Raw genomic sequence first — 24236 nt, 5'->3', positions numbered from 1 at the left:
CAGTGAAGGGAATAATAGTAGAAGATGAATTTTTAGCAAGAGAAGAATTAAAGTATTTCATAAAGAATTTTAGCAGTATAGAAATTGTGGATGAATTTGAAGATGGACTTGATGTGCTTAAATTCATTCAGCAAAATGAAGTGGATGTTATATTTCTTGATATAAATATAGCCTCTATTGATGGAGTGTTACTGGCAAAGAATATAAGTAAATTTTCTAAAAGACCCTATATAGTATTCATAACAGCTTATAGAGAACATGCTGTGGAAGCTTTTGAAGTTGAGGCCTTTGACTATATTTTAAAGCCCTATGATGAATCTAGAATAAAATCCATGTTAAAAAAACTGGAGATGGCCTACGAGAGAGATAACGAAAAAGGTTCTGCTGTCATATCCAATAAGATAAATTTGTGGAAAAATGATAAGATTATAGTAGTTGATGTGGATTATATATATTACTGTACTGCTAAAGAGAGGATTACAGAGGTACTTACAAGAGAAGAAAAGTATACTGTTAATCTCAGTTTATCTGAATTTTGTAATAATCTTCCAAAAGATAAATTTTTTAGATGTCACAGGTCTTATATTGTGAATATAACGAAGATAAAAGAAATAATACCTTGGTTTAACAATACCTATAATTTAAAGCTTCAGGATATAGAGGAAGAAATACCTGTAAGCAGAAGTCATATAAAAGACTTTAAGCAAATTATGAATATATGATAAATTAAAACTGCTGCAAATTATGAATGCATTAATGTATTTCATGCAGCTTTTTTTGCATTTCATTCAAAAAATAATAATTTTATAGTATATGGATTTATAATAGAGACAACGAAAAGATAGTTATTAAAAACACCAATGTATACGGTTACTTAATAAGATTATATGAGGAGTGATTGAAATGAGTAGTAAAAAAGCTTCTGGATTTATAATGCAGGCAATAATTTTTTCAGTTATTATGATTGTATCAAATTTTATAGCCAGTAAACTTCCGATTCCAATGCCAGCATCTGTTATAGGAATGATAATCCTATTTATTCTTTTATGTACAAAGGCAGTTAAGCTTGAACAAGTAGAAGATCTTGGAATGGCTCTAAATTCTAAAATAGGATTTTTCTTTGTACCAGCTGGAATCTCAGTTATAAATTCTCTTGGATTAATGCAGAAGTATGGAATTGCAATATGTTTGGTTATTTTTGCAGCTACAGTAATTTTGCTGGGGGTAACAGGATTATTCTCTGATATGCTGTTAAAGCATAGTGAAATTCATTCAAAAGATAAAAATAAAGCTGCCATAGATGACAAAGTGGGATTAGGCAGTGAATCTAGAGGTTATAGAACTAAGAAAGAGGTGATTTAAATGGGAACTAGTAATATGACTCCATACTTTGGAATTTTAGTATCATTGATATCCTATGGTATAGGTATGATATTATTTAAAAAGAGTAAAGGATTCTTCCTCTTTACACCGTTATTTATGTCAATGGTTCTTGGAATATTATTTTTGAAATTAGGTCATTTTTCCTATGCAGATTACAATAATGGTGGAAAAATAATTAATTTCTTTCTTGAACCAGCTACTATAGCTTTTGCTATTCCTCTATATAAACAGGCAGATAAACTGAAAAAATACTGGAAACAGATATTGGCTTCTATTACTGTAGGATCAATATTCTCAGTTGCAATCGTTTATACAATAGCTACACTATTGGGACTTGATTCAGCTGTTATGAAATCTCTTCTTCCAGAGGCTTCAACTACAGCTATTGCATTGCCTCTAGCTCAGGGAATAGGCGGAATTCCAGCAATAACTTCTTTTGCAGTAATATTAAATGCTGTAATTGTCTATGCAGTGGGTACTAAATTTCTTAATATATTCAAGGTTAAAAATCCTATTTCAAAGGGATTGGCTTTAGGTACTTCAGGCCATGCATTAGGTGCAGCAAGAAGTCTTGAGCTAGGAGAAGTAGAAGGTGCTATGGCAAGTATTGCAGTAGTAATTGTTGGTGTTGTAACTGTAATTGTAGTACCTATATTTGTCAGATTGTTGTGATAAGATATTTTTAAAATAGAAGTTTAAAAATATTTTAAATAAATAAAGCTGTTTTATAAGAAAAGGGATAAAAAAACAAATTAGAAAAATCTAATTTGTTTTTTTATTGTGTAGAATTTCATAAAAACTTAAATTAACTTAAAATTAAGCTCACTATAATATAAAATTAACATATCAATATTACAATTAAGATATAAAGTTTAATCTATAATATTAATGAATGGAAAATTAAATGAGTTAATGGAACAGAATTTTCAGATTTATAATAAGAAAAAACCTATATTATTACATCTAGATTTAATAAAGGGATTATCTGTGGATGGTGTATCCTGCAGTAATAGTACTTTATGGAACATCAATTCAAAAAATAAATTTTCAGTATAGATTAATATTTAAAAGATTGAATGATTACTGGTGGAGATTTGAGAAAACCATTAATCATCCTCTAAAAATAAGTTTGCAGAATAGGAATATTAAAAGCAGATTTAAAAGAAGGGGGTGATATAGAGTTTTTTTGAATCTCTAATTTTCATTATTTTATAATTAAAAGTAAGGAGTTTTTGTATGAGTATTAAAATGATTGTATCGGATTTAGATGGAACTTTAGTCAATAGTTACAAAGAAGGCTATAAAATTTCATCAAAGTTAATAGAGGAAATACATAATTTTGAGAGAAAAGGTAAAATATTTACCATAGCTACGGGGAGGTCTAAAGAAGCTGCTTTATCTGTAATCAAAGAACTGGATATAAGTTTTCCTTATATTGTATACAATGGGGCGGAGATAATTGATAAAGGGGGCAATCAAATCTATTCGGATACTTTTCTTTTGAAAACTTGGATTCTATTTTTGGATAGGCTTCAGGAACTTGGTGCTTCAGTTATATTTTCTTATGATGGACAAATATTTTGCCTTAAATACACGGATAGGATTTCTGTTTATGAAAAAAAAGAAATGATAAAATGTGAAATTATAGATAAAAGTCTTTTAGATTCCAATATAGAAGTAAATAAAATTTTAATAATAGGCGATGTAGAGAAATATAAACAGTGTTGGAATGAGTTGGATGAAATTTCAAAAAGTGAGTTTAGATATGTAATATCAGAGGATGACTATATGGAAATACTGACAAAAGGCATTTCAAAAGGCAGTGCACTTAAAAAGTTAAAAGAGTATTTAAATATAAAGGATGAGGAAGTTGTAACTATAGGTAATCATATGAATGATAAGGAATTAATTGAAGAAGCACACATAGGAGTGGCTGTTGCCAATGCAGTAGATGGATTGAAAAATATAGCAAATATTATAACAGATGGTGAATATGAAGAGGGAGTTATTGAAGTGATAAAAAAATTTGCATAGAAAATATATAATATGCTCTTGCAGCAGTTCCAATAGCTAACCTTATAATGGGAAAAAGTGTAGGAGCGGTAGCAGCTAATCAATGTGAAGGTGCCTATAATGAAGATGGAAAGGGACTATCAACTCAGGATGTAGCTCCAAAAGGAGTTCCAAACTATCCGCTAACGTGTAATCCAAGCGATGTACTTGAAGCAATGAGACAGGATAGAGAAATTTTATATTTTGCAGATGTTCAGGTTAGAGGGGCATATCCAAAGTATATGGACAGATATTTTAGAGATAATAATATTAAGATCAAAAAATCTCCTGCAGATGAAGAAATACTTAAAAATACAGTAGATTTTGTTTCTTTTAGCTATTATATGAGTTCCTGTGCTACGGCAGATCCTGAAAAAAGGAAGCTGGGAAATGGAAATATTATATCGGGAGTTCCAAATCCATATTTAAAAACTTCTGACTGGGGATGGCAGATAGATCCACAGGGGCTTAGATATATACTTAATCTTTTATATGATCGTTATCAAAAACCTTTGTTTATTGTGGAAAATGGTTTAGGAGCAGTGGATAAACTTGTAAGGGATGAAAAGGAAAATAAAACTGTAATTGATGATTATAGAATTAAGTATTTAAAAGATCACCTGATTCAAGTATCTGAAGCTATTGAAGACGGAGTAGAAGTAATAGGTTACACCACTTGGGGATGTATTGATCTTGTCAGTGCTTCAACAGCGGAATTTAGAAAACGTTATGGATTTATCTATGTAGATCGTAATGATGATGGAAACGGAACGCTTGAGAGGTACAGAAAAAAGAGTTTTTATTGGTACAAAGAAGTTATTTCAAGCAATGGAGAAAGCTTATTTACAAAAGATTTAAGATGATAAAAATAAATAAGACTTTATATCTTCTTTTCAATGGGAAAATAGTTAATAGAGGTGAATTTATTGGAGGAATCAAAATTAAAAACAGTAAGAAGAGGTACTGATCCGCAGGATGGCAGGTGGTTTTCAAAAGAAGCTGTTTTAAAGCTCCAAAAAGCTCAGGAAGAATTGGAATGGATGCTTAATAGAGGATACAATAATAAATCTGTAGTAAATATTATAGGAAATCACTATCAATTTTCACTGAGGCAGAGAAATGCTCTTACCCGTTCAACCTCATCACAGGAAAAGTGCAGCATAAGGGAAAAAAAGCAGATTCAGTTATCTGACTGTAGGAATAAGTGTCTATACATAGATGGATTTAATCTAATTATTACACTGGAAGCAGCACTGTCAAAGGGAGTTCTTGTATTATGTAATGACAATACTCTTAGAGACTTGGCGGGGCTTCGGGGAACTTACAGTGTTATAGATAAAACTGATTTTGCACTGGAGCTCATAGGAAAAAAGCTGGATGAAGCTAATATATCAAAGGCTGAATTTTTTCTTGACATGAATGTATCTAACTCTGGAAGGCTTAAGAGTTTTATATTGAAGCATGCAGAAAAATGGACTATGGATACCGAAGTAGAACTTATGCAGAGGGTAGATTCTTTTCTGTATGAACAGGAAAGGGTAGTTACCAGTGATTCCATAATACTTGATAACTGTGAAAGCTGGGTTAATCTATCCATGGATATAGTAGAGGAGTATATACGGGATGTAAATATAGTTGATCTAAGTGGAAGGAAGACTGCATTTACATCTGATCCTGATAATTGTGAGATATAAGGTAGATGTAGAGAACAAAAGAGGCAGAGTAGGAAAAATATTAAAGAAGTTATGAGTATTAGGTTAATAGCCCATGAGTAATTTATAAAAAAGAAGAAAATGTCTCATAATACTTATACGCATTGTGAGACATTTTTTTATGCTCTTATTTAACAGGTATATATATGTCGAATTCTCCAGTATTCATAAATCTTGAATCGTATAATTCAAATTGAGGTCTTAAGTCAATTTCATGACCTGAAGCGGGAAGATATTTTGTAAATAGATTATTGTAAAAAACACCTATGTCTTTTATATCCCCAGTATAGGTATATAAGAGATATTTGCCTGGTGGTACAATTTTTGTTTCCATGCCTTCAGGTATATCTTGAAAGCTATCCACTTGTGAACAGGCAGTATAATGAAATCTGCCCTGAGAATCCATTTCATCATCACATATGCCATAGCATAACATGGATTTACTTTTATGTTTTATATCATTATAGCGGCTATTGAATACCTGCCAAAGATTTGGGATTTCTCCATTGCTATTATTGCCAAAGTAGGTAATACCTACAGCTTTGAAACCTTGTATAGTTACTAATTTGTTTTCCATAATTATTCCCTCCATCTATTTTATGTCTTAATTATACCAATGAATTGTTGCCAACATTGTGTCAGGAATTTATTTGGATTTATATAAATTTAAAATCTTATTGGTTTTTGTTATTATGTACTCTCTAAGGTCTAAGGGTTCTAAAACTTCTATTCTGTCACATAGAGGGAAGATTACATTGCAGGCAGTTTCAAAGCTTAACATATCAATAGTATAGAGCCATTTATTTGATAATTGTATAGAAGATTGTATATGAAAACCTTCCAGTAATTTTTTCTTTTCTTCATAAAATTTAATCTTAACAGGGTATGAATTATGTTTTAAGTTAGGAGTGGGTTGATTTACAAATTTTTCTTTGCTGGTATTCCAGAATCTTTCTAAGGAAAAGTTTTCAGGCATTTTAAAGGTTTCCTTAAGTATTTCTACAGCTTCAATCCTGCTGCATTTAAAGATTCTTACTTCATTTTTTAGTTCACAAAAAGCTGTCATATACCACTGCGAATTTTTTACTACCACACCGTAAGGTCTTATAATTCTTTCCGATATTTCTCCAGTAAATTTTTTGTAGTATATTTTTAACTTTTTTAAATTAAATAAAGACTTTTTTATTATATCTACATTTTTATTCTCAATTTTCCTACCCCACCAAGGCTGTGAATCAATAAAAAATCTTTCCTTAGCTTTAATAATCTCATTTCTATGTTCTTCAGATAAACTATTTTCAAGCTTTAAGATGGAGTTTTTTAACTGCTGAGATGTTTCTGTATTCTTTTCAGTCACTATCCCCATACTAGAAAGTAAAATATTAAATACGTCTCCAGTTTCCAAATCCTTTGAATTTATTTTATAGCCTTCCATAAAGGAAAAGCCTCCTTTAGGACCGGAAGTGGAGGTGATGGGAATACCTGATTCACAAAGTATATCAATATCTCTGTATATGGTTCTCTCTGAGGTTTCAAGTAATTTAGCCAGATTTCCAGCCTTCATTGTTCCACGGGAATTAAGAAGCATTATAATGCCTAAAAGTCTGTGAAGTCTCATATGGATATACACCTCTATATTGTTTTATTGATATTTTAAAGTTGAAGTAAGTATATATGTCCAATGTATAATTAGAACATATTTAAGTTGAATATCTATATATAAATTCTGTTACAATGTAAATTAATCTGCCTTAAACATTTCTATAAAATTTTTAGCCACATCAGATAAATATCTGTTTTTTACCCATACAACTGCAGGTCTGGTTTTTAAGGATAATTCGTCTATTTCAATATATTTTAAGCCCAATCCCGGGATGAGATCAGCAGCAGATTTAGGTAGTATACCTATGCCTATTTCTGTATGAGCCCATAGAAGAACTGATCTTGCATCTTCATTTTCACACAAAATTGTTGGCTCAAAACCAGCTTGGTGGCAGGTGGAAATTAGCATATCTTTAAATTTGTGATCTATTATCAATGGTTTGTTTATTAAATCATTTAAACTTATAGAATTCTTGTTGTTATTGATAAAATAGGTATCAGGTTTAAAGGCTATTATCATAGGTTCACTGGAAAGCAGTAGTGATTCAAATTTTTCAGAATTAAAAGGTGTTAAAATAACCCCTACTTCTATTGTTCCTATAGAAAGAGATTTTAATATTTCACCGGTATTGCTTTCTCTTATCTTAAAATTTATGTGAGGATACTTATTATGAAATTCATTTAATTTTTTTAACAAAATAGTAGTACTTGAAGAGGGAACTGTACCTAGAGATAGTACTCCTTTAAAGCCGTGTTTCAAATTTTTAATTTCCTTTTTAGTGTTTTGGGTTAATTCTAAAATTTGTTTGGAGCGATGTTGAAGTATTCTTCCCGCATCTGTTATTTGAATTTTTCTTGTGTTTCTTTCTATAAGTTTTATATCAAGTTCATCCTCAAGCAATTTCAATTGCTGACTTAAGGGCGGCTGAGCAATGTGTAATTTTTCTGCAGCTTTAGTTATACTGCCCTCTTCTGCTATGGTAAGAAAGTATTTAAGCTGTCTGATGTCCATAAATAATCACCTCTTATATTTTATTTATATTAATTTCATATAAATCCGATATGTTATTTATATTTGTTATATAAGTTTCTATTTGATATAATCATACACAAAGTTAAGGATTTATAAAAGTAATAAGGAACAATTTTATAAAAAAGATATGATTAGTATGTATTAATTATAAATCTTATAATGAATTTAAATTATTTTACATAAAGTATTGACACATAACAAAAAGATAGTGTAATATTTTATCTGATTAAAGTATACACATTATATTACTAGGAAATATTTTTTTGCCCAATAAACAAGTTTTCCGATAGGTTAAATGTAATTTCTGAATAGAGTAATTGTGGTATGAATTTAAAATTATATTATCATTAACATCATAAGGGGGATATATATGAATTCTAAAACTATTCTACATAAAGCACTTAGAGTAATTAAAAATATAATTATAGGATTAATTGTTCCCATAATTATATTAATATTTTGGCAGATACTAAGCGATAAAGGTTTTATCAGGTCTTCTGTATTACCGGCACCACAGGTTATTTATCAAGCTTTAGTTGATATGATAGAAAGTGGAGATCTGTTTAAAAATTTATGGATAAGTATATTAAGAGTATTAAAGGGATATGCCATAGGAGCTGTTCTTGGAATAGTTTTTGGAATATTAATCGGATTATTTAAAGGCATTGAAAAGGCTTTGGATTTAATTATAGGGTTTTTAAGACCAATACCTATTGTAGCCTGGGTACCTGTACTTATACTGTGGATGGGTATAGACGAGGCATCAAAGATAACAATAATAATTATTGGAAGTTTTTGGCCAATACTTATAAATACTATTTATGGAATAAAAGGAGCAGACAAAAAATTCTTAGAGGTTGCAAAAATATTGGAGAAGAGTAAATTAAACACGCTTATAAAAATAGTCTTTCCTTCTGCTCTTCCATCTATTTTCACAGGACTTAGAATTGGAATAGGCAGTGCATGGATGAGTGTTATTACTGCAGAAATCATTGCTGCAACTTCGGGTATAGGATATCAGATATCCTACGCAAGAGAGTTATCCCAGCCTGATGTTATGCTGGTAGGAGTTTTTTCCATAGGTATAATTGGTTTTCTAATTGATTATTTAATAAAGAAATTGCAAGTTTTAGTTATTAAGTGGGATACAAGTAATGAAAATTAGAGGGAGGTAAGGTTATGGGTGATAAAAGCAGAAAAGCTATTGAAATAGAAAATTTAAATAAGACTTTTAAAATAGATAGTGGAGAACTTACGGTGTTGAAGGATATAAATCTATCCGTTGAAGATGGAGAATTTTTAAGTATTGTAGGTTCCAGCGGCTGTGGTAAAAGTACTCTGCTTAGAATGATAGTAGGTCTTGATAGGAATTACTCAGGAAGTATATTATCCTATGGAAAGCACGTTGAAGGCTCCGCTGTGGATAGAGGTATGATTTTTCAGGAGTCTAGACTTTTCCCTTGGCTTACAGTTGAAAAAAACATAGCTTTTGGCATAAGCAAGAAAGTATCAAATTCAGAAAAAAAGGAATTGGTAAAGGAACAGCTTGAACTAGTGGGATTAAGCAGTTTTGCAAAAGCCTATCCAGGTCAGCTGTCAGGAGGAATGAAGCAGAGAATAAGTATTGCCAGAGCACTAATTAATAAACCAAAGATTTTATTACTTGATGAACCCTTTGGAGCTTTAGATGCCATGACTAGGATTAATATGCAGCAGGAAATTTTAAAAATATGGGAAAAAGAAAAAACTACTATGATTCTTGTAACTCATGATATAGATGAGGCTGTATACCTTGGTAATAGAGTGGTGGTGCTTTCAAGCAGACCAGGAGGTATTAAAAAAATAGTTCCTGTGGAATTATCAAGACCAAGAGATAGAAGCAGTTATGATTTTACTTATATAAAAAGTCAGATATATGATGAATTTTTTACAAAAGTAGAAAATCCATTTTCATATAGTATATAGAATAATTTGTGTTTATAGTTCAGTATTAAGAAGCAAAATTGTTATTTAGCTAAATTATTTAATTAATAAGTTAAAGCAAATATATAAAATTATAGGGAGAGGAAGTAATTTAAATGAGTTATTTTAGTTATCTACAATGTTCAAAATGCGGAAAAGAGTATTCAAAGGATGAGCCTCATAATTTGTGTGAATGCGGTGGACCATTACTTGTAAGATATGATTTACATAGTATAAAAGAAAATGTGGACAAAAATCTGTTTAAAACCAGAGAAAAAGGATTATTTAGATTCAAAGAACTTTTACCAATTGAAGATGAAAAAAATATAGTTTCACTGGGAGAAGGAGATACGCCTATACTTAAAGCTGACAGTTTAGGAGAGAAAATAGGAGCAGAAAATCTTTATATCAAAGATGAAGGATTAAATCCTACAGGGACTTTTAAATCCAGAGGAGCAGCAGTAGGGGTGTCAAAGGCTAAGGAACTTGGTATAAAGACAATAGCAATGCCCACAGCTGGAAACGCAGGGGGAGCTTGGTCTGCCTATTCTGCCAAAGCAGGAATTGAACTTATAGTGGCTATGCCAAAGGATGCACCGGATTTAGCTAAAAAAGAAGCTTTTATATATGGATCAAGAACTTATCTTGTTAAAGGATTAATATCTGATGCAGGAAAAATAATAGCTAAGGGTGTAAAAAAGTATGGTTGGTTTGATGCAGCTACACTTAAAGAGCCCTATAGAATTGAAGGTAAAAAGACTATGGGACTTGAACTTGCTGAATATTTTAATTGGGAGTTTCCAGATGCCATCCTTTACCCTACTGGTGGTGGTGTAGGTATAATTGGAATATGGAAAGCCTTCAAGGAATTAAAGGAACTTGGATGGATTAAAGATAAAATCCCAAAACTTATAGCAGTTCAGGCAGAAGGCTGCAATCCAATAGTAAAGGCTTTTAATGAAAATTCAGAAGCTTCTGAATTCTATACTGGTGCTAACACTATAGCTGGAGGTATACGTGTTCCAAAAGCTTTAGGAGATTTTATAGTTCTTGATGCTGTAAGACAGAGTAAAGGTACTGCCATTGAAGTAAAAGATTCTGAAATTATAGAATCACTTAATCTTTTAGCTAAGACAGAGGGGTTGTTTGTAGCTCCAGAAGGAGCAACCTTGGTTGCAGCAGCAGATAAACTTATTAAAAATGGTTTCTTAAAGTCAACAGATAAGATTGTACTTTTAAATACTGGATGTGGATTAAAATATGCAAATTTAGTAGAAGAAGAGCTTCAGGTACTTGAAATAGATGCAGATATATAAAGATAATTATGAATTCATAGCAGATGAAAATTGTTATAAAAAGTAATTGATTACTTAATTCAAACTAACATTAATTATATTGAAAATATACGAGGAGTGAATTTAATGAAAAAAGTAACTGTTCTAATCTCTACATTATTAGTAGGCATATTGGCATTTACGGCTTGCGGTCAAACTAACAGTTCTACAAATTCATCAGCAAGCAATGCTGCATCGTCAACACAAAAACCGAAAGAAATAAGTATAGGATATCAACCGGGAATAAACCATACACTTTTAATTGTTGCAAAAAACCAGGAATGGTTTGAGGAAGAATTTAAAAAAGATAATATAAAAGTTAATTTCCAGAGCTTTGTATCCGGACCACCAATGATGGAGGCTTTTGCTGGAGGAAGACTGGATTTTGGGCAAGCTGGTGATCAGCCATCTATTCAGGCAAGAGCAAATAATGCTGATATAAAAGGTATAGGAGTTTATGCATCAGGATATAAATTAAACACTATACTTGCTGCTACTGGTTCCAATATAAAATCAGCCAAGGACTTAAAGGGTAAAAAAGTTGCCGTAACTGTTGGATCTTCTGCACATATGCTCCTTGCCAGATACTTAGAAGCGGCAGGGCTTAAGCAAAGTGATATACAATTAGTTAATCTTCAGCCTACAGATATAAAAACTTCCTTTGCCTCAAAGAATATTGATGCAGCAATAACTTGGGAACCTTATGCATCTTCAATTGAAGCTGAAAATACAGCCTATGCAATTGGTGATGGAACTGGTCTTAAATATGAAGTAAACTTGATTTCAGTAAATAATGAATTTGCAAAGAATAATCCTGACATAGTAAAGAGGGTGCTTAAAGTATATGAAAAGACAGAAAAATGGGTTAAAGCAAATCCAGATAAAACAGCTGATATTATTTCAAAAGAACTTAAACTTAATAGAGATGTTGCAGCAAAGGGCTTAGCTAAAGAAGATTTTGATATAAGATTAACAGACCAAGTAGTAGATTCACTTACATCAACTATTAAAACTTTAAGACAAAATAACACTGTAAGAAAAGATGTAGATGTGAAAGATCTTCTAGATAAAACTTATGCAACAGATGCAGGAATAAAATAAAAGATTTTTAGGCATGTGAAAATAAATGGACTAGTATATTAGTCTAGTCATTTATTTCAATATGCCTTAACTTTATTTAACCTGACTAACTTGACGTAAAGTCTCCCATTTCTTCAAGTGGAAGTTCGACGCCAAGTAAACCATGCATTTGCAGTTCTAAAATTCAGATGGGGTAAAAGAATCCCAACCTGAATTAAAGAACTTGCTTCAAAGAAGGTGATATTGTGGAATCTTTAGATTTAAGTAAATTTAATGAAATAGAGCTGCCTAAGTTTTTTAAGGTAAGACAGAACTTTAAAAAAGATAGAATTTTGGATATCAAAAGAGAGGTGAAAGAAAAAATTCAGTATCATTTACAGGATTTAAAGAATAAGAGAATTGCAGTGGGGGTTGGAAGCCGGGGAATAGCCAATATAGATATAATAACAAAGACTGTTATAGAGTGTTTAAAAGCATCTGGAGCAAAGCCTTTCATAGTTCCTGCAATGGGAAGCCATGGTGGAGCAACAGAAAAAGGACAGAGGGAAATTCTAGCTTCCTATGGGATTACAGAAGAAAACATGGAAGTCAATATAGATGGATCTATGGATACAGAAATTATAGGAGAATATGAAGCTGATTTACCTATTTATGCAGCAAAAAGTGTACTAGAGGTTGATGGAATAGTGATAATTCCCAGAATAAAGCCACATACAGGCTTTAGAGGAAAGGTGGAAAGCGGGGTTTGCAAAATGCTTTCCATTGGACTTGGAAAGCAAAAGGGTGCAGACTCAATCCATAGTAAAGGCTTTGGGAGATTTCCAGAATTAATACCTAAAATAGGCTGCATGATAGCTAGGAAAACTAAAGTATTATTTGCTGTAGCTGTAGTGGAAAATGCCTATGATGAGACTTATAAAATAGAAATCATAACTAAAGATGAAATACTGTCTCTAAAAAGGGAAGAGGATCTGCTTAAGGAAAGTCGAAAGCTTATGGGAAGTATACTTATACCTAAATTTGATGTGCTTATAATAGATGAAATAGGAAAAAATATAAGTGGTAATGGTCAAGATCCAAATGTAACCGGGCTGTATTTTACTGGATGTGTCAGCGGCGGCCCCCAATTTAAAAAATGTGTAATTCTTGATATTACTGAAGAATCTCATGGAAATGCCAACGGAGTTGGGGTATCAGATATTATTACCAGGAAATTATTTGATAAAATAAATTTTATAGATATGTATACTAATTGTTTTACTAGTACATATATGGAACCAGCTAAAATACCTATGGTGGCATCAAATTCAGAGGATGCAATAAAAATTGCCGTTAAAATATGCAATGGAGTTAAAAGCGGAGAACATAAAATTGTCTGGATAAAAAATACTATGGAACTGGAAAATATTGTGGTTAGTGAACCTCTTATGGAGGAAGTTAAATTAAATGCTAATTTAGGTATTTTGACGAAGGCTGAAGAGTTGAAATTCAATAGGGGTGAGCCTGATTTTTCTTGGGGAAAACTTTAGTTAAAGGAGGAAAAATGTGAGTTATAAAAGTTATAATTATGAAGGATTGAAAAAACTATGTAATATAGTGTTTGAAAAATTTGGATTTAATCATGAAGAAAGTGAAAATATAACAGATGTACTGCTATTGGCAGATTTATTTGGAATTGAATCTCATGGAATACAGAGGTTAGTTCTATATTATAAATCTATAAAAAGTGGACTGGTAAAATTAAATCCAAAAATAAAAATAGTTAAAGAAACACCAATATCAGTTGTAATAGATGCAGGGCAGGCTATAGGGCAAATAGCTGGCATAAAAGCTATGGATATGGCAATAAAGAAGGCAAAAAATTCAGGAATAGGTATGGTTGTGGTAAATAATTCTAATCATTATGGCATAGCAGGATATTATGCAAGGATGGCAGAAAAAGAAGGTTTACTTGGAATTTCAATGACTAATTCTGCGGCAATTACAGTACCCACCTTTGGAAAAGAAGCTATGATGGGAAGTAATCCTATTGCCATATCTATGCCTGCAAAGCCCTATCCTTTTTTGATAGATATGTCTACAAGTGTTGTTACAAGGGGTAAAATAGAAGTCTATAACAAAAGAAATGACAAGCTTCCCATAGGGTGGACTCTTGATTCAGAGGGAAATGACAACTCAAGTGCTAAAGATGTATTATATAATATGTCCAATAAAAAGGGTGGAGGAATAGTTCCTTTAGGTGGATCAGAAGAAATATCAGGAGGACATAAAGGCTATGGATTTGCCCTCACAGTTGAATTATTTACGGCAATTTTATCTGGTGGATTAACAGCAAATTATGTTCATACCAATGGAGTCTCAGGTACATGTCATTCCTTTATTGCCCTTGACTATGGAATATTTGGTGATAAAAAAGCAATTGAAAGTAATTTTTCAGAATATTTAAATGAAATTAGAAAATCTGAAAAGGCAAAGGGTAAGCAGAGAATATATATTCATGGAGAGAAAGAAATGGAGGCCTATGAGGATAAGATAAAAAATGGTATTCCTATGAATGATAATACTTTGAAGGAAATAGATGAAATATGCAAGTATTTTGATTTGAAAATGGATGACTATATTATTCAATAATTGGTAAGTTATATAATACGTAGTGAGAAATAAAATACGTTCCATTATGACTATTCTTGGTACCTTGGTACTGTTCTGCTTATGGGTGACTTTAGTATGACTGGTATAGTGTTCTTAAAAATGGCAGAGTAAATGAGAGATATGTGAAAGATTATATTTTAATAGTTAATAATATAGTAATATAGGAAAGAGCTGTATCACAATGTGTATGTATGCACTGCGATACAGCTCTTATTTTTTTATTCCACAGATTTTAAGGATTCAATCATATCTATTGTCTGCATTTTAAAATAGGTAACTATTTGCATAACTACAGAAACTATTATGATAACCAGAGATGACCACACAAAACTGAGTACATGTATATTTCTAAAATATACTGTTGAATCGTCCTCTATAGCTCCAATTACAAAGCGATGGAGCAGAATTCCTAAGCATAAACCTGCTGCTATACCGAAAAGGGTCATCAGAAAGGCCTCACGGTAAATATATTCATTAGTTTCTTTATCTGTAAATCCAAGTACTTTTAGTGTGGCAATTTCACGCTTTCTTTCACTTATATTAATAGAGGTTAAATTATAAAGCACAATGACTACCAGTATAGATGCAATAACAACCAGAAGAACTACTACATTATTTAAGCTGCTATTGCCATCGTGGGCCTGCTTTAGTATGTCATCCTTGAATGTAACATTTACAATGGAGTCACTATCTAGAAGATGATTTGCCAGTGTAGTTTTATCTTGACTGTAATCTGATACAAGCATATTATAGGATACTTCTTCCCCGAATACTTTACTATATAGGTTTTTATTCATGTAGATGTAATTTTGCATATAATTCTCTGCAACATCAGAAACTTTCAGAGAATAGGAGTTATTATCCGCATCTTTTATTTTGATTGTACCACCTTTGCCTATTTTTAAAGTATCCGCCAGTTTTTCTGTAATTACTGCACCGCTGTCATCTAATTTTACACTGGATTCTGTTATTTTACTTGTAAGATCATAATATTTTTTAAACAAATCTTCATTTACTGGTACAATTAAATAAGTGTCCAAGGAGTCATTTCCTGATTGAGCTTTAAAAGTTGTCTGCTTGATTAAAAGGGGATTTTCTACCTTCTCTTTTGTAAGCAGTTTTTTCAAATCTTTGCTCATATCAGGAGTTTCATTTTTCAGAGCAATTATAGCATTGTATTTGAAAATTTCGCCATATTGTTTTTCGGCTACTCCGTTCATACTGTCTTTTAAGCCAAAACCAGCTGCTAGCAGTGCTGTACAACCTGCAACTCCTACAATGGTCATAATAACTTTCTGTTTATATCGAAATATGTTACGCATAGTAACCTTCCAGGTAAAGGAAAGAGTTTTCCATATAAATCCTATCTTTTCAAGCAATATTTTCTGACCCTGTTTCGGTGGCACAGGACGCATTAAAGCAGCAGGATTTTGATTTAGTTCGCTATTGCAGAAGAAAAGTGTTACCATTGTCATCAATGTTATGGAAACTGCCAATACCAATAATAAACTTGTGATGTCATAATTTATAACCAGCGGTGGTAAAATGAATTTATTGAAAGTGGCAAATATAATGTTGGGAATTATTTTAGATCCTATAAAGAAGCCGGTTATAGCACCTAATATAGTGGCAGACAGTACATAAAGCAAATATGTTGAAATAATATTTCTATCTTTGAAGCCTAATGAAGTCAATGTTCCAAGTTCATTTCGTTCTTCTACTATCATTCTGGCCATTGTATTAGATGTCATTAATATGACGATTAAAATAAAGAAAATAGGAAAAACAGCTGCTACAGATGTAATAGTGTCTGTACCGCCTTTTAGAGAACTATAACCTGCTATATCATCTCTGTCATAAATATACCATTTGGCTTTTTCTATTTTTGAAAGATCCTTTTTGGCACTGTCAATCTTTGACTGGGCATCTGTTATTTTTAAATTGAACTGAGCCAAATTTTTGTTGTATTCACTGTAGCCATTTTCTAACTTTTTTTCGTTGGTGTTAAGCTCATTTTTACCTTCAGTAATTTTTATTTTTGCCTTTTCAATTTCTGTATTAAAAGTTTCTATTCCATTGTTTAATTGTTTTTCTTGACCAGTTAATTCTGTTATTGATGTTTGAAGTTTCAGTAATCCTTCATAGGAAGTGGAATACTGATTAATCTTTGTAGTAAGCTGTGCATATGCTTGACTTTTAGCTGGAAGCTGGCTTTGCTGAACTTTCATGTTTTTGAGGGCATTGTTCAGTTCATTTATTTTGCCGCTTAAATCTTCCTTTTTAATGTTGCTGTTTTTTAACGCAGTATTGATTTGACTCCAGCCTAGAGCAATTTTATCTTTTGCATTTTTAAATTCAATATTTTGACTTGAGGCTTTTTTCTCTAAATTACTTTCATTTTCAGCAAGTGCCTGTTTTGCATTGTTAAGCTTCAATTTATTTGCATCAAGTTCAGATTTTGCCTTTGATAGTTTATGTTCACCTTTGGATTTTTCATCATTGAGCTTTGCCTGATTGTTATTTATTTCATGGTCTGCTTTATTGTAAATTTCTTGATACCTGGCGTTTTCTCTTTCAGGTTTTAATTTTAGCAGTTCACTATTTAAATGATCTGCTAAAGCATCATATTCTTTTGAGTAGGAGGTCATATTTTTAGTATTAGCTGCAGTAATATAGATTTCCGTATAGGCATCCATAGTAAAATTGTCTTTATTCACAAAGATAAAGGAAGAAAGCTTTCCGTCACCAATGGTGGTGTTGCCATAATCAGTAGACATGTATAAGGGTGAACTTATTGTACCTGCTACAATGAATTCTTTGTTTTTTAGTTTATCATTTACATCACTTGTAATGGTAATTTTATCGCCTATTTTATAATTTTTGCTGTCTGCCAAACATTCCGTATGATTTTTAGGCATTCTACCACTTATAAGATTTACTGTATTAACGGATTTTTCTAATGCCTGTACTTTGATTGTCTTACCTTTATCTAAAACATCTAGAGAATAACTAGGAACAACAGTATTCACATCTTTTAATGATTTTAGAGCATCTACATCTTCATTTGTCAATCCTAAGGTACTTACAATTTTAAAATCCATTAAATTTTTCTCTTTATAGTATTTGTCTACAGAAGAGATAATATCTGGTGAACTTCCCTTTAATCCTGAAAAAAATCCTACACCTACTATAACTATGATAAATAAAGAAATATATCTTCCAAAGGATTTTTTTATTTTCATCAATGTATTTTTGTATAACAAATCAATCACCACGCTATCTCTTCAGCTTTTTTAGGACTTTCATTGATAAGAATATCTTCCACAGTTCCATTTTTTATTTGTATTACTTTGTCTGCAATATCCGCTATGGCGGCATTGTGAGTAATTAAAACTGTTGTCATATCCATTTCTCTGCAGGTGTTTTGCAAAAGTTCAATAACCCTCTGACCTGTTATGCTGTCTAAGGCTCCTGTGGGTTCATCACATAATAATAGCTTTGGATTTTTGGCAATTGCTCTAGCTATGGCAACACGCTGCTGCTCGCCTCCAGATAACTGAGAGGGAAAACTATTTATACGGTGAGACAATCCTACCTGATCTAAAATATTTTTGGGATCCAGTGAGTCAGGGCATATCTGACAGGCAAGTTCCACATTTTCAAGTGCTGTGAGGTTTCCTACAAGGTTATAAAATTGAAATACAAACCCAATATCATTACGTCTGTAGTTTATCAGCTGCTTTTTATTGTAATTATGAATTTCCTTATTATCTACAATAATATTACCATCACTTGGATTATCCATTCCCCCCAGCAGATTTAAAACAGTTGTTTTACCTGCACCGGAGGGGCCAAGTATCACTACTAATTCACCTTTTTTTATTGAAAAAGAACAATCTTTAACTGCTGTAATAGTTACATCTCCAGTAATATATTCTTTTTTTATGTTTTTAAACTCTATAAAAGACATGAAATACCTCCCATTTTAATAAACAATGTGTTGATTATCCATCACTAATAAAGTATACTTACATAATGAAATAAATACAACAATCAGATAATTAAAAAATGATAGATGTAAAACAGATTTTCATAAAGTGTTTGATAAATAGTAAAAATGCATTTTATATAACAGGGGAGGCCATTATTTATATGAGGGAAAAGAAAATAGACAGACGAGTGAAGTATACTAAAATGGTTATAAAGGATAGTTTTGTAAAATTATTAAAACAAAAGTCCATATCGAAAATTTCCATAAAAGAAATATGTGAGGATGCTGATATTAACCGATCTACCTTTTATGCACATTATGTCAGTCAATATGATTTGCTTCATCAGATAGAAAAAGATATTATTGATGATATTAGTAAGTATCTAACATACTATGATTTTAAAAATAGAGCAGATGTACCTGTTGATGGAATTGAAAAAATATTAGAGTATATTAAGGAAAACTCAGAATTATTTGATCTGCTGCTTAATTCCAATGGGGATATAAAGTTTCAGCAGGAAATTACAAAGATTATTGGAAAGCAGCATTTCCCGTTAGATACAGAAAGCAATTTTTTAAACAAGGAAGATGCAGAATACATATTTGATTTTTTAGCAAATGGCAGTGTAGGTATCATTCGAAAATGGTTGAATGAGGGCATGAAAAAGCCTGCCAGAGAAATGGCGGAGCTGATACTTAAAATAGCTATTAACGGAAGAACAGCTTTTGATTAATTGTATTGTATTTAATATAATAAAGTTAGTCAATAGATAAATTGCAATATTAGTACAACAAGTGGCAAAAGGAGCAAAATCCAAAGGTAACTAGGTTAATGGCAAGATATATTTAGTTATTGGTTTTCTTTTTTTATAACACGCAACAGTAAAAAAGATGAAATAGATACACAAGTAGGGAGATGAAAAAAATGATTTATGATCTAATAAAAAAGAATAGAACCTATAGGAGATTTGAACAAAATTACAAAATAAATCAGGATACTTTAAAAGAATTGATTGATTTGGCTCGTTTGTCTTCATCAGGAGCCAATTTACAGCCTCTGAAATATATCCTCTCTAATACAGAGGAGAAAAACAATCTTATTTTTCATCATTTAAAGTGGGCAGGTTATTTTAAAGATTGGGATGGACCAGAGGAAGGGGAGAAACCTTCTGCTTATATAATTATGCTAGGAGATAAAAACATCAGTACAAATTATTTGTGGGATCACGGTATCGCTTGTCAAAGTATGTTGTTGGGGGCATGCGAAAAAGGTCTTGGTGGATGTATGTTCGGAGCAGTCAATAAAAAAGGACTAGGGGAAGCTCTCAATATTAAGGAGCAATTCGAAATAATACTTGTGATAGCGCTAGGGAAACCAAAGGAAGTGGTTGTTTTGGAAGAACTTAAAGATTCAAAAAATATTAAATATTGGCGTGATGAAAATGGAGTTCACCATGTACCAAAAAGAAAACTTGAGGATATTATTGTAAAATAACAAATTATGTTAAATTAAATATAGTTATTTAATGAAAAACTATTGTTTAACTTTATTCTTAAAGGATGAACTAGAGTTAAAAACTCTATATATACTACATTGTTTATGGCGCAACTAAGGCATTTGTTTTATGTTTTACAGAAGCATTGAGATATGAAATAAGACAATCAGATATTATGGTAAGCTGCCTTTGTCTAGGTGATACTAAGACAAATTTTTTCTGCAAATATGGATCTTATGTCTAAAATTCCAAGATTTGTTCTAAAATATTTAATTGCTAAAAGAGTATCAAGATATAATTTATAATTTTTATTATTTAAGTCATACTTTTCTTTTAAACGATAAGGCCATATAGTAGATATTAATTCTAGTATATGGCCTGTTTTTGAAAATATTTCCACTACACATTGTTTAATTTTAAATTCTACATTATGTAATTATCTGATTTCTTCCCAATTCCTTTGCTGTATATAGTTTCTATTAAGAATATCACTTGTTAATTAAGAATTCTAAATAGTTTTTGATTGGCAAGTGTAAAATGGGTAGAGCTAGATAAAAAATGTAATATGAAGTAATGCGGATTTATGATATATCCAGCTATTTGTCCTTGTCCTTAAGCATTTGTTTATAGGCATCAATTTTTTTATTAAGATGATGTATATTTTCTTCTATCCTTTCTTTTTCTGCATTTAATCTATTCATTTGTTTTTCTAAAAGCTCCAATCGCTTTTCCGCTGTGCTGTCTCCCTGATACCTCAATTCAGAGTAATACTGTATCTGATTAATAGGCATGTTTATTTCTTTTAAACGAATTATAAAATTTATCCAGGATATATCTTTCTCAGAGTATATTCTCTTGTTAATGCTATCTCTTTCAGGATAAATAAGACCAAGCTTTTCATAGTATCTCAAAGTATCTATACTGACACCAACTTTTTTAGAAAATTCTCCAATGTAATACTTCAAATTAAAAACCTCCTGTTGACATGGAGTTAACTCCAGCATGTATCATAATATTATCAAAAAACAGGAGGTAATTCAATTATGGAAAATAGATATGAAAAAGGTGTGAATAAGCTTAAAGAAGTAGATGGTAAGGGAGGAGATGAAGTAGTAGAATCTCTTAAGGATATCGCTCCAGATCTTGGAAAGTATATCATTGAGTTTGCCTTTGGAGACATATATACAAGACCTGCCCTTGATTTAAAACAAAGAGAACTTATTACCTTATCCTCATTGACTACTTTGGGAGGCTGTGAAAAGCAGCTAAAGGTTCACATAAATGGAGCATTAAATGTGGGGATATCGAAGGAAGAAATTATAGAAGTATTTTTACAATGTATTCCCTATGTAGGATTTCCAAAGGTTCTGAATGCAGTTTTTGTGGCAAAGGAGGTTTTCAATGAGAATTGATTAATTGTAGAAGAAATGTTGCTATTTTACTGATTTAAGTTCTATAAAAATGAAAAATAATCTTGTGTTAATATAAAAGAGACTATCTTCTAATAAAAGTTGTTTTTTTATTAGAGGATAATCTCTATTTAAACTCTTTAAATAAAACATAAATGTCTAATATTAAGTTGAAAATTTTTTTAGAAGCCTTCTACTTTTTCAATATCAAATATAACTGCAACAATAACATCAATAAGTTAGTTTGATGCATTTCCAGTTGATGTTCCAGTTGATGAACCAGAGGATGACCCGGATGAAGAATTAGTATCTTTATTTTCGGAGGATGATCCAGAGGATGCATTTGTACTTTTGTTTTCAGAAGATGCTCCTGATGGTGTATTTGTAACTGTATTTTCAGAGGATGATCTAGTAGATGTATTGTTGCTTGTGTTCCCAGATGAATTTTCAATTGTTGTATTTGTGCCTCTATTTTGGGAATACGCTCCAGAAGAGGTACCTTTATTTTCAGAGGATGTTCCAGATGATTTAGTTGATGAACTTGAATTTGTATCTCTAGTTGTCCCTCTTATAGATGAATTTTTACTTGTATTTCTAGTGGAGCTTTCAGTTGCTCTATTTGTATCCTTATATCCACCGGATTCTGATGAATTTTTACTTTTTATTGTATCTTCTGATGCTGAACCTTTTGAACCAGTTGAATGGTTAGGAAGAGCAGTATTTACAGTGGAATTTGATGTATTAGCAGGCAATCCTTTGAAATAAGATTTTCCTAGAAAGCCTACAATTACAAGTAAAATAATTGGTACAGTAATGATCATTGCTTTTTTAGCTTTACCGAGTTTCCTATTTCCGTTATTTATTCCGTATTCAGCATCTGAGGATTTATCTATAGCTCTTGTAAAGTCCTCTCTTTTATCAGTAGCAGATTTTTTAGAGCTTTTTGTTATGTTCAACACTGCTTGTTTTATACTTTCAGGTATACTCAGCAGTAAAGCAAGAATCCCCTTTTGTCCTGCAGAGTCTATTCTTTTAAAGTTTTCAGGGGATCTAATTACAATAACAGGTTTATTATGTACTGCCTGTGGATTTTCTACATACATTGTCACTGAAAACTTATCATCCTTACTTAAAAATGGCATATACACGTCTAAAATGTTATCCTTTACTGAAGAATCAAATTTTAATCCCTTTGTTATTTTTGCATCTGTAATTTTTAAATTACTTTGTGAACTTTGTACATTTAAATTTAATTCATGAATTGTTTTTTTTGATACATTTACAACTGTAATGATGTATGCAAAAAATTTTTTACCATTCATGTCTATAGGTACAGTATTTTTTATAGTACATAATATTCTAGGTGCCAGATTTTTATAATAATCTAACAGTACTCCAGATATAAAGGATATTACTATAGTTATAATTGCAGTTTTGATAATATTCACCATATAAAAAATCGCTTCCTTATTTTTTACTATTTTTTCCTGATACGCAATTAAATTATAGAATACATATATATTTGTGTCAAACTAAAAAGTTAAAAATTAATAATTAATTATACATTTTAAAATATCATAAAAAAACATTACAAATTTTTAATGAATGTTTATAGAAAAAAGTAATAGGATTTCTTGACATTAAAAATTATTGGAAGAAAACTTTTATATTTTGTAAATATAAAAAATCAATTTAGAGAATATTATGATAAAATTAATTGATAAGGAAAATAAATATAGTAATTAATTTAGCGTAAACTTTATGGTAAAAATTTATAATAAAGGAATTAAAATTCAGTGGAAAATTTAAATCATTTATGTATTTAAACAAATCTTTAAATAATAAGGATGATATGAGGAAGAAAATAGGAGAATGCAAGAATTTAGGAGGTATTTGTATATGTATTTTAAAAAATCAGGAAAAATAAACACAGAAGAAACTGTAAAACTGGCAGTAAAAACTGCAAAGGAAAGAAATATAAACTACATAGTGGTGGCTACAAGTAAAGGGGATGTTCCTGCTTATCTTAAGGATTGTGGTATTAATGTAGTAGTGGTTACCCATGCCAATGGTTACCCTGAAAGTGGAGTTCAGGAGCTTTCAGAAGAAAAGAGAAAGGAACTGGAGGGATATGGATTTACTATATATACTTCCAGTCATGTGCTTTCAGGTGCAGAGCGTGGCTTATCAAAACAATTTGGAGGAGTAATGCCTGTAGAGATTATTGCCAATTCTCTTAGAATGCTTGGACAAGGAACTAAAGTCGGTGTGGAAATAAGCACCATGGCATTGGACGGCGGTGTTATACCTTATGGTGAAGACATAATTGCCATATCAGGCAGTGGACGAGGTGCAGACACTGCCATGATAATAAGACCTGCCCATGCTTCAGAAATATTAAAGACTAAGATAAGAGAGATTATCTGCAAGCCGGCGGAGTGGTAGGATTTAATGAATCAATGCAATTCCTTATGTGGACAAATAAGATTAGCTGCTAAAAAGTGAGTTTTTTAACTCGCTTTTTTGATTT

Annotated in this window: 24 protein-coding genes and 1 pseudogene; 17 read left to right on the top strand and 8 right to left on the bottom strand. The window is 31.3% G+C overall.

Annotated features, from left to right (window positions below; all coding sequences use genetic code 11):
• Positions 1–2 precede the first annotated feature (2 nt).
• The 7 genes and pseudogenes from CLPA_RS15215 to CLPA_RS15185 all read left to right on the top strand — a co-directional run bounded on the left by CLPA_RS15215 (position 3) and on the right by CLPA_RS15185 (position 5129).
• The gene (locus CLPA_RS15215) at positions 3–722 is read left to right on the top strand and encodes a LytR/AlgR family response regulator transcription factor (RefSeq protein WP_003445588.1); all 720 of its coding nucleotides are present in this window, start codon (positions 3–5) and stop codon (positions 720–722) included.
• Between the two features lie 181 nt (positions 723–903).
• Complete coding sequence (gene lrgA / locus CLPA_RS15210; RefSeq protein WP_003445587.1) at positions 904–1362, top strand: antiholin-like murein hydrolase modulator LrgA; 459 nt, start codon at positions 904–906, stop codon at positions 1360–1362.
• Entirely contained in the window at positions 1363–2055 is a 693-nt protein-coding gene (gene lrgB / locus CLPA_RS15205) for an antiholin-like protein LrgB (RefSeq protein WP_236900352.1), read from the top strand. It abuts the gene before it with no gap.
• 240 nt (positions 2056–2295) lie between these two features.
• Positions 2296–2439 (top strand): hypothetical protein, encoded by a 144-nt coding sequence (locus tag CLPA_RS20935; RefSeq protein ID WP_158380944.1) that lies wholly within the window; start codon positions 2296–2298, stop codon positions 2437–2439.
• A 180-nt stretch (positions 2440–2619) separates the two neighbouring features.
• On the top strand, positions 2620–3417 hold the full coding sequence (locus CLPA_RS15195; RefSeq protein ID WP_003445583.1) for an HAD family hydrolase: 798 nt from the start codon (positions 2620–2622) through the stop codon (positions 3415–3417).
• Between the two features lie 143 nt (positions 3418–3560).
• A pseudogene (locus CLPA_RS15190) lies at positions 3561–4298 on the top strand (family 1 glycosylhydrolase); the annotation flags it as partial.
• A 54-nt stretch (positions 4299–4352) separates the two neighbouring features.
• Entirely contained in the window at positions 4353–5129 is a 777-nt protein-coding gene (locus CLPA_RS15185; protein ID WP_371877637.1) for a DUF434 domain-containing protein, read from the top strand.
• 145 nt (positions 5130–5274) lie between these two features.
• Here CLPA_RS15185 and CLPA_RS15180 read toward each other — a convergent pair whose 3' ends face one another.
• From CLPA_RS15180 to CLPA_RS15170, 3 genes are all read right to left on the bottom strand, one after another.
• Positions 5275–5724 carry a GyrI-like domain-containing protein gene (locus CLPA_RS15180; RefSeq protein WP_003445580.1) on the bottom strand — a complete coding sequence of 150 codons (450 nt, stop codon included), beginning with the start codon at positions 5722–5724 and terminating at the stop codon, positions 5275–5277.
• 69 nt (positions 5725–5793) lie between these two features.
• Entirely contained in the window at positions 5794–6765 is a 972-nt protein-coding gene (locus CLPA_RS15175) for a helix-turn-helix transcriptional regulator (RefSeq protein WP_003445579.1), read from the bottom strand.
• Between the two features lie 123 nt (positions 6766–6888).
• Positions 6889–7761 carry a LysR family transcriptional regulator gene (locus CLPA_RS15170; RefSeq protein WP_003445576.1) on the bottom strand — a complete coding sequence of 291 codons (873 nt, stop codon included), beginning with the start codon at positions 7759–7761 and terminating at the stop codon, positions 6889–6891.
• A gap of 391 nt (positions 7762–8152) precedes the next feature.
• On the opposite strand from CLPA_RS15170, the gene CLPA_RS15165 reads away from it, so the two are divergent.
• The 6 genes from CLPA_RS15165 (at position 8153) to CLPA_RS15140 (ending at position 14789) form a co-directional block, all read left to right on the top strand.
• The gene (locus CLPA_RS15165) at positions 8153–8947 is read left to right on the top strand and encodes an ABC transporter permease (protein WP_003445574.1); all 795 of its coding nucleotides are present in this window, start codon (positions 8153–8155) and stop codon (positions 8945–8947) included.
• Positions 8948–8961: 14 nt separating this feature from the next.
• Complete coding sequence (locus CLPA_RS15160) at positions 8962–9747, top strand: ABC transporter ATP-binding protein (RefSeq protein WP_003445572.1); 786 nt, start codon at positions 8962–8964, stop codon at positions 9745–9747.
• 113 nt (positions 9748–9860) lie between these two features.
• Positions 9861–11060, top strand: a complete 1200-nt coding sequence (locus tag CLPA_RS15155) for a threonine synthase (RefSeq protein WP_003445570.1) — start codon at positions 9861–9863, stop codon at positions 11058–11060.
• A gap of 105 nt (positions 11061–11165) precedes the next feature.
• Positions 11166–12179, top strand: a complete 1014-nt coding sequence (locus CLPA_RS15150) for an ABC transporter substrate-binding protein (protein WP_003445568.1) — start codon at positions 11166–11168, stop codon at positions 12177–12179.
• Positions 12180–12403: 224 nt separating this feature from the next.
• A complete protein-coding gene (locus CLPA_RS15145; RefSeq protein ID WP_003445566.1) occupies positions 12404–13687 on the top strand; it encodes a nickel pincer cofactor-dependent isomerase, group 22 in 1284 nt (427 codons plus the stop codon).
• Positions 13688–13703: 16 nt separating this feature from the next.
• Entirely contained in the window at positions 13704–14789 is a 1086-nt protein-coding gene (locus CLPA_RS15140) for an Ldh family oxidoreductase (protein WP_003445564.1), read from the top strand.
• A gap of 239 nt (positions 14790–15028) precedes the next feature.
• Here the strand turns inward: CLPA_RS15140 and CLPA_RS15135 are convergent, their stop codons facing one another.
• Together CLPA_RS15135 and CLPA_RS15130 are read right to left on the bottom strand one after the other, a co-directional pair.
• Complete coding sequence (locus tag CLPA_RS15135) at positions 15029–18082, bottom strand: ABC transporter permease (protein ID WP_003445561.1); 3054 nt, start codon at positions 18080–18082, stop codon at positions 15029–15031.
• Positions 18079–18780 (bottom strand): ABC transporter ATP-binding protein, encoded by a 702-nt coding sequence (locus CLPA_RS15130; RefSeq protein ID WP_003445559.1) that lies wholly within the window; start codon positions 18778–18780, stop codon positions 18079–18081. The genes CLPA_RS15135 and CLPA_RS15130 overlap by 4 nt, the downstream gene beginning before the upstream one ends.
• A gap of 182 nt (positions 18781–18962) precedes the next feature.
• Here CLPA_RS15130 and CLPA_RS15125 point away from each other — a divergent pair, with 182 nt between their 5' ends.
• The gene (locus CLPA_RS15125; RefSeq protein WP_003445557.1) at positions 18963–19535 is read left to right on the top strand and encodes a TetR/AcrR family transcriptional regulator; all 573 of its coding nucleotides are present in this window, start codon (positions 18963–18965) and stop codon (positions 19533–19535) included.
• 191 nt (positions 19536–19726) lie between these two features.
• Complete coding sequence (locus tag CLPA_RS15120; protein ID WP_003445554.1) at positions 19727–20296, top strand: nitroreductase family protein; 570 nt, start codon at positions 19727–19729, stop codon at positions 20294–20296.
• A gap of 194 nt (positions 20297–20490) precedes the next feature.
• Here the strand turns inward: CLPA_RS15120 and CLPA_RS21260 are convergent, their stop codons facing one another.
• Together CLPA_RS21260 and CLPA_RS15115 are read right to left on the bottom strand one after the other, a co-directional pair.
• Complete coding sequence (locus CLPA_RS21260; RefSeq protein ID WP_003445552.1) at positions 20491–20697, bottom strand: hypothetical protein; 207 nt, start codon at positions 20695–20697, stop codon at positions 20491–20493.
• 196 nt (positions 20698–20893) lie between these two features.
• The gene (locus CLPA_RS15115) at positions 20894–21262 is read right to left on the bottom strand and encodes a MerR family transcriptional regulator (protein WP_003445549.1); all 369 of its coding nucleotides are present in this window, start codon (positions 21260–21262) and stop codon (positions 20894–20896) included.
• A gap of 78 nt (positions 21263–21340) precedes the next feature.
• On the opposite strand from CLPA_RS15115, the gene CLPA_RS15110 reads away from it, so the two are divergent.
• Complete coding sequence (locus CLPA_RS15110) at positions 21341–21709, top strand: carboxymuconolactone decarboxylase family protein (RefSeq protein WP_003445547.1); 369 nt, start codon at positions 21341–21343, stop codon at positions 21707–21709.
• 236 nt (positions 21710–21945) lie between these two features.
• On the opposite strand, the gene CLPA_RS15105 is transcribed toward CLPA_RS15110, so the two are convergent.
• Entirely contained in the window at positions 21946–23157 is a 1212-nt protein-coding gene (locus CLPA_RS15105; RefSeq protein ID WP_003445534.1) for a hypothetical protein, read from the bottom strand.
• 448 nt (positions 23158–23605) lie between these two features.
• On the opposite strand from CLPA_RS15105, the gene CLPA_RS15100 reads away from it, so the two are divergent.
• The gene (locus tag CLPA_RS15100; protein WP_003445530.1) at positions 23606–24151 is read left to right on the top strand and encodes a pyruvate kinase alpha/beta domain-containing protein; all 546 of its coding nucleotides are present in this window, start codon (positions 23606–23608) and stop codon (positions 24149–24151) included.
• The last annotated feature ends 85 nt before the right edge of the window (positions 24152–24236 follow it).

The sequence above is a fragment of the Clostridium pasteurianum DSM 525 = ATCC 6013 genome, assembly GCF_000807255.1.
GTDB classification, from domain to species: Bacteria; Bacillota; Clostridia; order Clostridiales; family Clostridiaceae; genus Clostridium_I; species Clostridium_I pasteurianum.
The sequence above is the reverse complement of the archived record's forward strand: the minus strand, read 5'-3'. Positions and strand labels throughout refer to the sequence as shown.

Excerpts from the sequence above, each read along its gene's own strand:
- CLPA_RS20935 (WP_158380944.1), top strand. The coding sequence starts at position 2,296 with ATGGAACAGAATTTTCAGATTTATAATAAGAAAAAACCTATATTATTA.
- CLPA_RS15105 (WP_003445534.1), bottom strand. The coding sequence starts at position 23,157 with ATGGTGAATATTATCAAAACTGCAATTATAACTATAGTAATATCCTTT.
- CLPA_RS15180 (WP_003445580.1), bottom strand. The coding sequence starts at position 5,724 with ATGGAAAACAAATTAGTAACTATACAAGGTTTCAAAGCTGTAGGTATT.
- lrgB (WP_236900352.1), top strand. The coding sequence starts at position 1,363 with ATGGGAACTAGTAATATGACTCCATACTTTGGAATTTTAGTATCATTG.
- CLPA_RS15120 (WP_003445554.1), top strand. The coding sequence starts at position 19,727 with ATGATTTATGATCTAATAAAAAAGAATAGAACCTATAGGAGATTTGAA.
- CLPA_RS15195 (WP_003445583.1), top strand. The coding sequence starts at position 2,620 with ATGAGTATTAAAATGATTGTATCGGATTTAGATGGAACTTTAGTCAAT.
- CLPA_RS15125 (WP_003445557.1), top strand. The coding sequence starts at position 18,963 with ATGAGGGAAAAGAAAATAGACAGACGAGTGAAGTATACTAAAATGGTT.
- CLPA_RS15170 (WP_003445576.1), bottom strand. The coding sequence starts at position 7,761 with ATGGACATCAGACAGCTTAAATACTTTCTTACCATAGCAGAAGAGGGC.
- CLPA_RS15150 (WP_003445568.1), top strand. The coding sequence starts at position 11,166 with ATGAAAAAAGTAACTGTTCTAATCTCTACATTATTAGTAGGCATATTG.
- CLPA_RS15110 (WP_003445547.1), top strand. The coding sequence starts at position 21,341 with ATGGAAAATAGATATGAAAAAGGTGTGAATAAGCTTAAAGAAGTAGAT.
- CLPA_RS15175 (WP_003445579.1), bottom strand. The coding sequence starts at position 6,765 with ATGAGACTTCACAGACTTTTAGGCATTATAATGCTTCTTAATTCCCGT.
- CLPA_RS15155 (WP_003445570.1), top strand. The coding sequence starts at position 9,861 with ATGAGTTATTTTAGTTATCTACAATGTTCAAAATGCGGAAAAGAGTAT.
- CLPA_RS15165 (WP_003445574.1), top strand. The coding sequence starts at position 8,153 with ATGAATTCTAAAACTATTCTACATAAAGCACTTAGAGTAATTAAAAAT.
- CLPA_RS15130 (WP_003445559.1), bottom strand. The coding sequence starts at position 18,780 with ATGTCTTTTATAGAGTTTAAAAACATAAAAAAAGAATATATTACTGGA.
- lrgA (WP_003445587.1), top strand. The coding sequence starts at position 904 with ATGAGTAGTAAAAAAGCTTCTGGATTTATAATGCAGGCAATAATTTTT.
- CLPA_RS15100 (WP_003445530.1), top strand. The coding sequence starts at position 23,606 with ATGTATTTTAAAAAATCAGGAAAAATAAACACAGAAGAAACTGTAAAA.
- CLPA_RS15160 (WP_003445572.1), top strand. The coding sequence starts at position 8,962 with ATGGGTGATAAAAGCAGAAAAGCTATTGAAATAGAAAATTTAAATAAG.